10 protein-coding genes and 1 pseudogene are annotated in these 11909 nt (G+C 74.3%); 6 read left to right on the top strand and 5 right to left on the bottom strand.

The features are described from left to right. Positions 1–1167, bottom strand: a 1167-nt coding sequence (locus ACLBYE_RS26740) for a DUF1972 domain-containing protein (RefSeq protein ID WP_447696484.1), incomplete at its 3' end; no start/stop codon positions are given. A 106-nt stretch (positions 1168–1273) separates the two neighbouring features. Between ACLBYE_RS26740 and ACLBYE_RS26745 the strand changes: the two genes are divergently transcribed. Further along, positions 1274–2533, top strand: a complete 1260-nt coding sequence (locus tag ACLBYE_RS26745) for a glycosyltransferase family 4 protein (RefSeq protein WP_447696485.1) — start codon at positions 1274–1276, stop codon at positions 2531–2533. A 359-nt stretch (positions 2534–2892) separates the two neighbouring features. Further along, the gene (locus ACLBYE_RS26750; RefSeq protein ID WP_447696486.1) at positions 2893–3891 is read left to right on the top strand and encodes a lipid II:glycine glycyltransferase FemX; all 999 of its coding nucleotides are present in this window, start codon (positions 2893–2895) and stop codon (positions 3889–3891) included. Between the two features lie 12 nt (positions 3892–3903). Here the strand turns inward: ACLBYE_RS26750 and ACLBYE_RS26755 are convergent, their stop codons facing one another. Next, positions 3904–5166, bottom strand: coding sequence for a hypothetical protein (locus ACLBYE_RS26755; RefSeq protein ID WP_447696487.1), 1263 nt, complete (start codon positions 5164–5166; stop codon positions 3904–3906). A 207-nt stretch (positions 5167–5373) separates the two neighbouring features. Beyond that, a complete protein-coding gene (locus tag ACLBYE_RS26760; RefSeq protein WP_447696488.1) occupies positions 5374–6516 on the bottom strand; it encodes an aminotransferase class V-fold PLP-dependent enzyme in 1143 nt (380 codons plus the stop codon). A 338-nt stretch (positions 6517–6854) separates the two neighbouring features. On the opposite strand from ACLBYE_RS26760, the gene ACLBYE_RS26765 reads away from it, so the two are divergent. After that, entirely contained in the window at positions 6855–7727 is an 873-nt protein-coding gene (locus ACLBYE_RS26765) for a 4-(cytidine 5'-diphospho)-2-C-methyl-D-erythritol kinase (RefSeq protein ID WP_447696489.1), read from the top strand. Between the two features lie 72 nt (positions 7728–7799). Here the strand turns inward: ACLBYE_RS26765 and ACLBYE_RS26770 are convergent, their stop codons facing one another. Continuing rightward, on the bottom strand, positions 7800–9617 hold the full coding sequence (locus tag ACLBYE_RS26770; protein ID WP_447696490.1) for a chloride channel protein: 1818 nt from the start codon (positions 9615–9617) through the stop codon (positions 7800–7802). A 136-nt stretch (positions 9618–9753) separates the two neighbouring features. Here ACLBYE_RS26770 and ACLBYE_RS26775 point away from each other — a divergent pair, with 136 nt between their 5' ends. Continuing rightward, positions 9754–10182 carry a MarR family winged helix-turn-helix transcriptional regulator gene (locus ACLBYE_RS26775; protein ID WP_427507349.1) on the top strand — a complete coding sequence of 143 codons (429 nt, stop codon included), beginning with the start codon at positions 9754–9756 and terminating at the stop codon, positions 10180–10182. Positions 10183–10250: 68 nt separating this feature from the next. Here the strand turns inward: ACLBYE_RS26775 and ACLBYE_RS26780 are convergent, their stop codons facing one another. Further along, the gene (locus tag ACLBYE_RS26780) at positions 10251–11270 is read right to left on the bottom strand and encodes a polyprenyl synthetase family protein (RefSeq protein ID WP_447696491.1); all 1020 of its coding nucleotides are present in this window, start codon (positions 11268–11270) and stop codon (positions 10251–10253) included. Between the two features lie 168 nt (positions 11271–11438). On the opposite strand from ACLBYE_RS26780, the gene ACLBYE_RS26785 reads away from it, so the two are divergent. Next, positions 11439–11663, top strand: a complete 225-nt coding sequence (locus tag ACLBYE_RS26785) for a putative signal transducing protein (RefSeq protein ID WP_447696492.1) — start codon at positions 11439–11441, stop codon at positions 11661–11663. A 5-nt stretch (positions 11664–11668) separates the two neighbouring features. Next, positions 11669–11909: pseudogene (locus ACLBYE_RS26790) on the top strand (hypothetical protein); the annotation flags it as partial.

The raw sequence follows: 11909 nt of genomic DNA on the forward strand, positions 1-11909 counted from the left end.
CGGGGCGGCGACGGGCTCGGCCGCGGTGGCGCGCGCCGCGCGGTCCGGGGCCGGCGGGTAGCCGCCGACACGGCGCAGCGCGTCCTCGTAGGCGGCCAGCACGGCGTCCCAGCGGAACTGCTCGGCGCGCACCCGCGCCGCCGCGCGGGCCGCCGCGACCGCGGCCCCGTCGGAGAGCACGCGCTCGATCGCCGCCGCGCAGCTGTCCGGATCCGAGAAATAGAACTGCGCGTCCCCGGCCGTGCCCCGGTTGAACGGATTGTCGTGGGCGACCACGGCGTTGCCCGCCCAGAGTGCCTCGACCAGCGACGGGTTGGTGCCGCCCACCGTGTGGCCGTGGAGATAGGCCCGCGCGTGGACCCGCAGGGCCTGGACCTGCTCGGGCTCGTAGATGGCGCCGGGGAACAGCACCTCCGGCGAGGCGGCCGCCTCCACGGCGCGATGGTACGGGTTGCCGACCCTCAGCGTGCCGAGCACCACCAGCCGCATGCCGCGGGCACGGCGCGAGAAGGCCTCGACGAGCGTCAGGATGTTGTTGTCCGGCTCGATGCGGGCGATCGAGACGAGGTAGCGGTCCGGCGCGAGGCCGAGGGGCGGCGGCCCGACATCGGCCGCCGGGGGATCGCCGCCGTACGGGATGGTCGCGATGGCGCCGCGCGGCCTGCGACGGGCGAGGTGGTCGGCGATCACGGGATGGTCTGCCACCAGCCGCTGCGAGGACCACGCGGCGATCCACTCGCTGACGTAGAAGAAGGCGCGCACGGGCAGCGACCATTTCGGACGGCGCCACTCGATCCCGTCCATGTTGGTCAGGATACGCCCGCCCCGCGCCCGCAGGTAGGGCAGGAACGCGGCGCCGTTGTAGCCGAGCACGAGGCAGACGCCGCCGCGGGTCGCGGCGTCGTGGGCGCAGATGGCGTCGAAGGCGAGCGTCGCGACGGGACCGCGCAGGCCGATCTCCACGGCGATCAGTTCGACGCCGTTCCAAGTGCTCCGCACGATGCGGTCCCGCACTGTCTCGACATCCCGCTGGCAGTACACGCCGACCTGCCAGCCGCGTTCGACCAAGTAGAGCGCGAGACGTTCCGCGAAAGTCTCGAAACCACCGTGGGCGGCCGGGATACCGCGCGTGCCGAGAATAAGTAGTTTCGGTGCGCGGTCAGGCATGAAACTTCCTTTCCAATGTGTCGGCCCTATTGTAGATCCGGAGGATACAATCCCGGCGGACGGCTTCTACAACTGCTAGTTGTTTATTCAATACAGAAATCATCTTATGGTAGATAATTTCGGACTGAGAGCGGCGCGCGACAGCGATCGTGCTGCCGCCCCCGCGCTGCGGGCCATCGGCAACGCCGCGGCGGAGCTTCGGATCACGTGCGTCCACCAGGGATTCGAGCTGTACGGCTCGGATCGCTGCTTCATCGAGACCGTCCGCACGATCCGGGCCGCCCATCCGGGTGCGCGGATCGACGTCGTGCTGCCGCGACGCGGGCCGATCGTGGCCGCGCTGGAGCCCTTCGCCAGCGAGATCGTGATCGCCCCGCTCTGGATCCTGCGGCGCAAGAACCTGGCGCGCCTCGTAACCCTGGGTCTGATGGCTCTGCCCATCGCGATGATCCGTGCGTGGCGCCGCATCCGCGCGAGCGACCTCGTCTACATCAACACCACCGTGGTGGCCGACTACCTGCTGGCGGCCCGGCTGGTCCCCGGCCGGAGCATCGTCCACGTCCACGAGATCCCCGAAGGCACCGTGCTGAATGTCCTGCGCGGGCTGATCCGCTGGAGCGGCGCCAACGTGGTGTTCAACTCGCGCGCCACCGAGCGGGCCTACGCCCTGCCCCGCGGGGCGACCGCCCGGGTCGTCTACAACGGGATCGCGGGTCCCGCCGAGCCGAATCGCAGCGCCTACGACGGCTCCCGCCCCCTCCGGGTGCTGATGCTCGGGCGGATCAGCCGGATCAAGGGCCAGGACGTCCTCGTGGAGGCGCTGGCCTCCCTGCCCGAGCCCGTGCGCCGGCGGATCGAGCTGCGCATCGTCGGCAGCGCCTTCGAGGACGAGGCCCGGGAGCGGGCCCTGGTCGGGCGGATCGCCGAGGCGGGGCTCGCCGGGCAGGTCACGCTCGAGCCGTTCGTGGCCGATCCCGCGGCCCTCTACCGCTGGGCCGACGTGGTCACGATGCCGTCGCAGCGGCCCGAATCCCTCGGCCGCGTGGCGATCGAGGCGATGTCCTACGGCGTGCCGCCGCTCGTGACGGCGATCGGCGGCCTGCCCGAGGTGGTGGAGGCCGGGAAGACCGGCTGGATCGTCCCTCCGGGCGGCCCGGAGCCGATCGCCGCCGTGCTGGCGGATCTGGTCGCCGACCCGGCGCGCTGGCGCGACTTCGGCCGGGCGGCCCGGGCGCGCTACCTGAGCCTGTTCTCGGAGGCCTCGGCGGCGGAGGGCATCGAGGCCATGGTCCGGACGACGCTGCGCCGCCCGACGGCGACGGACCCGTCCCGCGCCGCGGACGCGCCGGCCCGACCGGCCGCCTAGGATCCCCGCGCGTCCCCGCCGGACCGGCGTCGGTCCGGAACGGGCGTCCGCCCTGAACGCGGGCGCCCTCGGCGTTACCGGGACGACCTCCTGAACGCTCGCGGTCCGTGGCCAAGCGCCGCGGCCGGGCCTGCTGCCGGCGCCGCGCAACGACCGGCCCGGGCGCGTCCCCTCACCGGCCCCGGCCGCAGGGGCACCGGAGCCCCGCTCGCGACGCGGCGGAAACCGACCCGCTCGGCCGCCGTCACCCTGTGGACGATCGGCCGCGCGAGGATGCAATGCGGTGGCGCCTGACCGATGAGGCGTGCGGCGCGGGAAACTCTGCCCGGCCGGGACGGGGAGCGAGGACGAGGAGCGACATGGCGGCCAAGCTCGCGGTTCAGGAGACCGCGGATGCCCAGGACTGGGACCGGCGGGTCTGGGCCTGCCCGGGCGCCAACATCTATTGCGGCAGCCCCTGGGGCACCTACAAGGCGCGGCGCGGCCTGGAGGTGCGGCGGGCGGTCGTGTCCGGCGACGGCGCGGACCTCGCCTTCGTCCAGTGGCAGACGCGCCGCAGGGGGCCGGCGCGGTTCATCCACGTCCAGGGCGGCCCGCTGCTGACCGCGGCGGGCGCGCACCGGGCGGAGGCGGTGTTCGCCGCGTTCATCGACCATCTCGCGCTCGGCCGGCTCGACGTTCTCGCCGTCGACTACGAGCAGTTCGAGACCCGCGACGCGACGCTGGCGCTGCTGATGCACGGCTTCGCCCCGGTGGTCGGCGCGCCCGACCACACCCTCGAGCTCGACCTGACCCAGGACCTCGACGCCATCCAGGCCGGCATGGAGCCGCGCTGGCGCAAGGCCCTGCGCAAGGCCGAGCGCAACGCCGAGGTGACGACGCACTTCCTCGAGGACAGGGCCGAGCGCCTCGAAGCCTTCGACGATTTCACCGCGATGTTCGCGGCCCTGCGCGAGCGCAAGGGCTTCGCCACGACGCTGCAGCCGCAGGCCTACCGCGACATCGCGGCCGGGGACGAGCGCCTGCTGTTCCTCGACGTCCGCGAGAACGGTCGGCGGGTCCTCGTGCGGATCGCGCACCTGTCGGACAGCCGCTGCACCGATTTCTACACGGCCTCGAACGAGCGGGCCCGCGCGACGGGCGCCGCGACCCTCGCGGTCTGGCGCTTCGTGGAGCGGGCGAAGGAAGAGGGCTGCCGGGTCTTCGATTTCGGCGGCATCGATCCGGCGGCGAACCGGCCCGTCTTCGAGTTCAAGCGCGGCCTGTGCACCGACGTGGTCCAGCACAACCCGCTCTGGGTCTACAGCCGGACGCCGGCGCTGCGGAGACTGGCGCCGGCCCTGCTCGCGCTGCGCTGAGCGGCGGGCCGGTCACGGGGCGCCGAGGGGCCGCGCCGGTCCCGGGCGCCGCGCCAGGGTCCGGAAGGCCGAGACCGACCAGACCAGCGTCGCCACCTCGGAGGCCAGCAGGCCGGCGAGCGCGGTGGCGGGCGGCAGCAGCAGCAGCGCCGGCACCATCACGGCCATCCCGAGGGCGGCGCTCGCCACCGCCCCCGCCGTGATGGTCCGGAACGCCGCCGAGGCCTCGAGGTAGGCCCGCGGGATCGCGTAGAGCAGCGACACGGTCACCACCGCCCAGACACCGAGCCCGATCCAGCCCATCGGCTGCTCGGCGAACCGGCCCTTGAACAGGATGTCCTCGACCAGCGGCAGGGCGGCCGCCATCACCGCCCCGTAGGCGAGGCAGGCGCTGCCGAGCAGGATTCCGTTGCGGATGACGAGCCGGCGGGCGGCGTCCACCTGCCCGGCCGCGAGCAGCCGGCTGATCTCCGGCAGGATCATGTTCAGCAGCGCGCTCGCGGGGATGCGCAGCGGCGCGTAGAGCACGATCGTGGCGGCGATCGGCGCGTAGGCGGCGGGTCCGGCCAGGAGCGCCAGCAGAAGGGTCAGGCCCTGACCCTGGACCGTCAGGCTGGTGACGCCGGCGAGCGACCACGCCAGGGTCCGCCAGATCGCCCGGTAGCGGGCGCGCGCCCGCGCGTGCAGCGAGAAGCGGATCCGCTCGCACAGCGCCGCGTAGGCCACCGCGATCGCGACCGCGTGCGCGAGCGCGATCGCCGCGAAGGCCCGATCGAGAAGGGCCGTGCCCTCACCGTTCAGCCAGCGCGCGACGAGGAGACCGCCGCAGACCGCGTAGACCAGGTCGCTCAGGCCGGCGATCCGGGGCCTTCCGCGGGCGAGGAGCACGATCCGCAGGTAGCTGCGGAAGGCGTAGAGGCCCACGAAGGCCCCGGCCGCGAGGGCGCCGAGGCCGATCACCGGGATCAGGACGACGCCAACGGCGGTCGCCATGAGTCCGGAGACCAGCACCGCGCCCGAGCCGAACATCACGTCGTAGCCGAGCGCCGCCGGACGCCCGAGGCTCCGGGCGACGTGGATCGTCGCCGGGACCGCCACCAGGGCCCGGATGTAGGTGATGCCGACCGCCCCGACCGCGAAGACGATGGCGAACAGGCCATAATCGTGCGCGCCGAGCTCGCGCACCAGCAGGATGTTGAGGAGGAAGTGGAACAGGCTCTGGGTCAGCTCGCCCGACAGGATCACGGCGAACCGCCCCGAGAGGACGGCACGCATCGGTCCGGGCAGGCGGAGGCGGCCGGCGCCCGGGAGCCGGAGCCGATCACCGGGACGCGGCATCGAATCGGTCATGTGGGGGTGGACGGTCTCCGTGTGGGCGCGCGGGCCGGGCACCGGCGCCGGGAAGCGGTCGGCGGCGCGGCCTCGTCTCGCGACTCTCTCCCGGTCCGGCGCTCATGCCGGAGCGTCCGTTTCCGGATCGTCTCAGGTGATCCCCGGGAAGGCCCCGGACAGTGCGGCAAGGCAGCGCGCGAGGTCGTCCTCGTCCGCCCAGACGTGCGGGCTGATGCGCAGCGCGCCGGAGCGCTCGCTCACGTAGACCCGGTCCCGCTGCAGGCCATCGACGAGGCCCGTCGGCAGGCCCGCGGGCGGCCGCAGACCGAGGATGTGCGGCGCCCGCAGGGAAGCCGGCAACGGCGCCAGGCCCAGGCCGGCGGCCCCGTCCGCCAAGCGGTCCGTCAGCCCGCGCAGCCGGGCGGCGACGGCCGGCACGCCCCATTCGGCGATCTGCTCCAGCCCGGTCACGGCCATGAACAGCGCGACCGGATCGTTGAGCTCGCCCCGGTCGTAGCGGCGGGCACCGGCGGCCGGCGGGCGGTTCCCGATATTCTCCTCGATGGCCGCCCCGTCCTGTCGGTGCGGCGCGGCGTAGAGGAAGGCGAGACCGTACGGTCCGAGAGCCCACTTGTAGGTCGGGAAGGCCAGGAAGTCCGGGCGCCACCGGGCGACGTCGACCGGCACGGCCCCCACGGCCTGCGTGGCGTCGATCACCAGGGCCGCGCCGGCGGCGTGGACCGCGGGAGCCAGCCGGTCGAGGTCGATCAGGCTGCCGTCGGTCCAGTGCAGCGGGGTCAGGGTGGCGAGGGCGAGCGGCGGGGCGCCCGGCCGGTCGATCGCGGCCGCGACCGCCGCGGTCCAGTCGCCGTCCGGGGGGCGCGGCACCTCCTCCACCACCAGACCCTGCCGGTCGGCCAGCCGGTCGAAGGCGAAGCGCAGGGACGGGAACTCGTCGGCCACGCGGAGCAGGCGCCCGCCCGGCCTCAGGGTCAGGTTGCGGGCGGCCACCGCCATGGCGTGGCTGACCGCCCCGACGATCGCGATCTCGTCCGCGCCGGCGCCGATCAGCCGGGCGGCCGCAGCGCGCGCCCGCTCGGCCCAGGGCGGGACCGCCGTGCGGGGATGGTCCCAGGGACGGCTCTTGAACAGGATCCCCGCCTCGCCCGCCGCGCGCACGGCCCGCGGTAGCGGCGACCAGGCGGCGGCGTCGAGGTAGCTGACGTCGGCGGGCATCTCGAAGAGATGGCGCTGGCACGGGAGCGCCGCGGCGACGGATTCGGTGAACGCCATGATGCGCGACAGCCTAGAGGATCGGGTCCGCCGGCACCACGGCACGAATTCCATTGCGCGGCGCCCAGGCCGCGGGCCGGCGCGTCCCGGTCCGCGCGGATCGGCGGCGGCGTGCCCCCTGGCGGACCACCGCACCCGGGTGCTCCGGCGCCCTGTCGAGCCTCGCGGGACGCGACGGGCTGGTGGAACTCGCCGAGGATCTGACCACGATCCGCCCGAACGACGCCCGGCCCGACCGGCCGCGCGGGGTGCTCGGCGGGGGCGGCAGCTGAGCTGTTGTTCCGGGCCGCGAGCCTGTAGAGCCTCGGGACACATCGCCACGACCCGACCGAGACCCCGTGACCCTGCTCGCCGATCGCGCCCCCGCCAAGGTCAACCTGACGCTCCACGTCCTCGGCCGCCGCGTCGGTGACGGCTACCACGTGCTCGAGAGCCTCGTCGCCTTCGCGGGCACGGCCGACCGCCTGACGCTGGATCCCGCGGCACCGCTCAGCCTGACCGTCAGCGGCCCCACCGCCGGCCCCGCCGGCCCGACGGACGACAACCTCGTCCTCCGGGCCGCCCGGGGGCTGGCCGCGCGGGTGCCGAGCCTGCGCGTGGGCGCCTTCCACTTGGTGAAGCGCCTGCCGGTGGCGGCGGGGATCGGCGGCGGCTCCTCCGACGCCGCCGCGGCCCTGCGCCTGCTGGCGCGCCTCAACGGGCTGCCCCTCGACCACGAGGCCGTCGGCGCGGTGGCGCGGGAGACCGGGGCCGACGTGCCGGTCTGCCTCGACCCGCGGGCCCGGATGATGCGCGGCGCGGGCGAGGCGATCGGGCCGGCCCTCGACCTCGCACCGCTGCCCGCGGTGCTGATCAATCCCGGCGTTCCGGTGCCCACCGCTCCGGTCTTCAGGGCGCTGGGCCTGAGCGTCGGCCAGGATCTCGCGGGCGCGCCGCACCCGACGATCCCGCGGGCCATGGCGAGCGACCCGCTGCTCCAGGTCCTGGCCGGGGCCCGCAACGATCTGGAGTCGCCGGCCCTGACCGTGGCGCCGGTGATCGGCGACGCGCTGGCGGCCCTCCGCGCCCAGGGCTGCCGCCTCGCGCGGATGTCGGGCTCCGGCGCGACCGTGTTCGCGCTGTTCGCCGACCGGCGCGCGGCCGTCCGGGCCGCCGCTTCCCTGCGCGCCGCCCATCCGGGATGGTGGGTGGCGCCGACCTTCCTGCGCTGACCCGTTCCGCGGGCGGCGTTCAGCCGGGCTCCGCCTCGCAGACCGTCACGACGATGCCGCCCTCGGGCACCATCACGCGTCCGCCCGCGCGCGCCGCTCACCCCGCGCCGTCCGGTAGAACGCGCGGCGCTCGGCTTCGGCCCGCACCACGGTGGCGCGCACCTGGAGCAGGTCCTTGCGGGTCAGCAGCCCGACGAGTCCGCCGGTGCGCGGATCGGTGACCGGCAGGCGCCCCTGCCCGGCTGACAGCATCACGTCGAGGGCGTGCGAGACCACGTCGCCCGGATGGACGACGGCGAGATCGGCGTCCGAGACGCGCTCGCCGAGGGTGCCCGCCTCGGCCTCGCCGTCGCGCTCATCAAGGGTCCAGCGCAGGGCGTCGCTGCGCGAGACGAGGCCCACGGGCCGGCCCGCGCCGTCGACCACCGGGTAGGCGTGGTGGGCACCGGTCTCGATCGCCGCGAGGGCGTCGGCCAGGGGCAGGTCGGCGTCGAGGGTTTCGACCGTGCGGGTCATCACCGCCTCGACCCGGGCGAGTTCGTAGGGATCGATCCCGTATTCCCGGGTCACGTGCTGCCCGCGCCGGGCGATCTTCTCGGTCAGGATCGAGCGCTTGAGGAGGAGCACGGTCACCGCGTAGGCCGCCATGGTGGCGGCGAGCAGCGGCGCCAGGGCGGCGACGTCGCCGGTCACCTCGACGGCGAAGACGACGCCGGTCAGCGGCGCCGGCAGGGTGCCGCCGAGCATCGCCGCCATGCCGATGAGCGCCCAGAAGCCGTGGGCGCCGGGCAGGAGGAGGCCGATCAGCCAGCCGACGGCGCCGCCGAGGATCAGCAGCGGCGCGAGCACGCCTCCGGACGTGCCCGACGACAGGGCGGCGAGCCAGATCACCGCCTTCACCACGAGGATCAGCACGACGGCGCTCGCCAGCATGTGGCCGGAGAGAAGGTCGTGGATGACGTCGTAGCCGACGCCGAGCGCCCGGGGCTCCACGAGGCCGCCCAGCCCGACCACGACGGCGCCGAGAGCGGGCCACCACATCCAGTGCAGGGGAAGCCGCCCGAAACCGTCCTCCAGCGCGTAGAGCGCCCGGGTCAGCGCCCCCGAGATCAGGCCGCAGGCGACCCCGAGCAGCGCGCAGGCGGGCAGCCCCCACCAGGGCAGGGCCGGATTGTCGGCGAAGGGGAAGAGCGGGCCGGCGCCGAACAGGGCCGGCCGCCAGCACGCCGCGGTGACCGCGCCGACGGTGACCGGAACGAGGCTGCGCGGCCGCCACTCGAACAGCAGGACCTCCACGGCGAGCAGCACGGCCGCCGCGGGCGTCCCGAAGATGGCGGTCATGCCAGCCGCCGCGCCCGCCACCAGCAGGGTCTTCCGCTCGGCGGCGCTGAGATGGAAGAACTGGGCGAAGAGCGAGCCGACCGCGCCGCCCGTCACGATGATCGGCCCCTCGGCGCCGAACGGGCCGCCGGTGCCGATCGCCACCGCCGAGGAGAGCGGCTTGAGCACGGCGACCTTGGGAGACATCCGGCTGCCGCCGATCAGGATCGCCTCCATCGCCTCCGGGATCCCGTGGCCGCGGATCTTCTCCGAGCCGTAGCGCGCCATGGCGCCGACGATCAGCGCCCCGATCACCGGGATCGCCACCATCCAGGGCCCCGGCGCCGCGCCGGCCAGGGAGGTCAGGTCGGTGTCGAGCCGGCCGCACCACGCGAGGTTGGTCACGAGGCCGATCAGCGTGAGCAGGATCCAGGCGGTGCCGCTCGCGGCGGTCCCGGTGACGACCGCCATGCCGGCCAGCGTCAGGACCCGCCGGTCCGCACTGAAATCCCCCAGCGCCCGCCGCGACGGCCCGCCGTCCCCGCTCCCGCTCCCAGTCCCGCCGATCATCAGGGCCTCCTTTCCTCGCGGCGCCATTTATGTCGTGATCCGATATATTCGACAATGGCTCGACCGTTGCAGCCGGGACAGGACTGCCGATACGACGCAGCATCGGCGGCTCGAACGATTCACCACGGAGGCGATCATGGAGGCCGATGCCCCCGGAACGGCGGCGCTGTCGCGGGAGCAGTACGCGGCGCTGGCGGATTTCCGATTCCGTCTCCGCCGCTTCCTGGCGTTCAGCGAGGCCGCGGCGGCCCGGGAGGGGCTGCCGCCGCAGCAGCATCAGGCGCTGCTGACGCTCGCGGGCCACGTCGGGCGCGCGCCCGCCACGGTCGGCCTGCTGGCCGAGCAGCTGCTCATCGCCCCCCACAGCGCGGCCGAGCTGGTTTCCCGCATGGTCGAGGCCGGCCTGCTGACCAAGACCCGCGCCGTCGAGGACAGGCGGCGGAGCGAGCTGTCGCTCACGCCGCGCGCCGAGGCCCTACTGCGGACCCTGACGGACGCGCATCTCGCGGAGCTGCGCGACCTCGCCCCCGCCCTCACCGAGGCCCTCGGGCCCGTGACGCGTTGAGGAAGACGCGCGCCGTCAAGCTGGCGAAGGTCGGTGGCCGTCGACGCGGGAGCCGAGCGCGCTCGCCCTCAGCGCGCCCGCGCCACGCAGAACTCGACGGCCCCGAGGAGCGCCGCCTTGACGGGGCCGTCCGGGAAGATGTCGAGGGCGGCCCGGGCCTCGGCGCCGTAATGGTGGGCGCGGGCCACGGTCTCCCCCAGGGCGCCGTGGCGCTGCAGGAGGTCGAGGGCGGTCTCCAGGTCGGTCTCGCCGATCTCGCCCTGCTGCAGGGTGCGCCGCCAGAAGCCGCGCTCGCCCTCGCTGGCCCGGCGATAGGCCAGCACGATCGGCAGGGTGATCTTGCCCTCGCGGAAATCGTCGCCGACGTTCTTGCCGAGCTCGGCCGAGGTGCCGCCGTAATCGAGCACGTCGTCGATCAGCTGGAAGGCGATGCCGAGATTCATCCCGTAGGACCGGGCGGCCGCCTGCTCGGCCTCGGGCCGGCCGGCGAGCACCGGCCCGACCTCGCAGGCGGCGGCGAACAGCTCGGCGGTCTTGCCGCGGATCACCGCGAGGTAGGCGGCCTCGTCGGTCTCCAGGTTCTTGGCGTTGGTGAGCTGCATCACCTCGCCCTCGGCGATCACCGTGGCGGCGGCCGAGAGGATGTCGAGCGCCTTGAGCGAGCCGACCTCGACCATCATCCGGAAGGCCTGGCCGAGCAGGAAGTCGCCCACCAGCACGGAGGCCTCGTTGCCCCACTTGATCCGGGCGGCGACGCGGCCGCGCCGCATGTCGCTCTCGTCGACCACGTCGTCGTGGAGGAGCGTCGCGGTGTGCATGAACTCGACGCTGGCGGCGAGCTTCACGTCGCCGTCGGTGGCGCCGGCGTAGCCGCAGAGCCGGGCGCAGGCCAGCGTCAGGATCGGGCGCAGGCGCTTGCCGCCGGAGGCGATCAGGTGGTTGGCGACCTCGGGGATCATCGCCACGTCCGATCCCGTCCGCGACAGGATCGTGGTGTTGACCCGCGCCATGCCGTCGGCCACCAGCGCGACGAGGTCGTTGAGCCCCGCCTCCGCCTCGGGCTTCGGATTCTCGATGGAGAGGGCCATACCCAAGATCCGTGACCTCCAGACCGGTCGCCCCGCAGGGGGCGGGCGATCCCTTCGCACGCGCCCCGCGGCGCCGCAACATCGTCGCCGGCCGGATATGGGGTGTCGCCGGCGCGGATCTCACGCGACGAAACCGCCGATCCCCGCCCGTTCCGGAGCCGCGCCGCGATGATCGAGCTGATCCGGGCCAACGACGTCGTGCTGATCGGGTTCGCCCGCTCGGTCCTCGAGGCGGCCGAGATCCCGGTCCTCGTGGCCGACAGTCACATGAGCCTGATGGAGGGGTCGATCGGCGTCTTCGGCCAGCGCCTCCTCGTGCCGCGCGACCTCGAGGCCCAGGCGCGCCGCCTGCTGACCGATGCCGGCATCGCCCACGAGCTGCGCCAGCCGTGACCGCCGTGACCGCCGAGGCCGGCAGCGGCGCCGATCCCTTCCTCGGCGGCCGCCTGCGCCTGCACCAGCCGCCGCGGGGCGCGCACCGGGCGGAGGCGGTGTTCGCCGCGTTCATCGACCATCTCGCGCTCGGCCGGCTCGACGTCCTCGCCGTCGACTACGAGCAGTTCGAGACCCGCGACGCGACGCTGGCGCTGCTGATGCACGGCTTCGCCCCGGTGGTCGGCGCGCCCGACCACACCCTCG

This window comes from Methylobacterium sp. A52T, assembly GCF_053346095.1.

Bases quoted from the DNA above. Each gene is read 5' to 3' on its own strand.
- ACLBYE_RS26770 (WP_447696490.1), bottom strand. From the start codon at position 9,617: ATGATCGGCGGGACTGGGAGCGGGAGCGGGGACGGCGGGCCGTCGCGG.
- ACLBYE_RS26750 (WP_447696486.1), top strand. From the start codon at position 2,893: ATGGCGGCCAAGCTCGCGGTTCAGGAGACCGCGGATGCCCAGGACTGG.
- ACLBYE_RS26745 (WP_447696485.1), top strand. From the start codon at position 1,274: ATGGTAGATAATTTCGGACTGAGAGCGGCGCGCGACAGCGATCGTGCT.
- ACLBYE_RS26775 (WP_427507349.1), top strand. From the start codon at position 9,754: ATGGAGGCCGATGCCCCCGGAACGGCGGCGCTGTCGCGGGAGCAGTAC.
- ACLBYE_RS26780 (WP_447696491.1), bottom strand. From the start codon at position 11,270: ATGGCCCTCTCCATCGAGAATCCGAAGCCCGAGGCGGAGGCGGGGCTC.
- ACLBYE_RS26785 (WP_447696492.1), top strand. From the start codon at position 11,439: ATGATCGAGCTGATCCGGGCCAACGACGTCGTGCTGATCGGGTTCGCC.
- ACLBYE_RS26755 (WP_447696487.1), bottom strand. From the start codon at position 5,166: ATGCGTGCCGTCCTCTCGGGGCGGTTCGCCGTGATCCTGTCGGGCGAG.
- ACLBYE_RS26760 (WP_447696488.1), bottom strand. From the start codon at position 6,516: ATGGCGTTCACCGAATCCGTCGCCGCGGCGCTCCCGTGCCAGCGCCAT.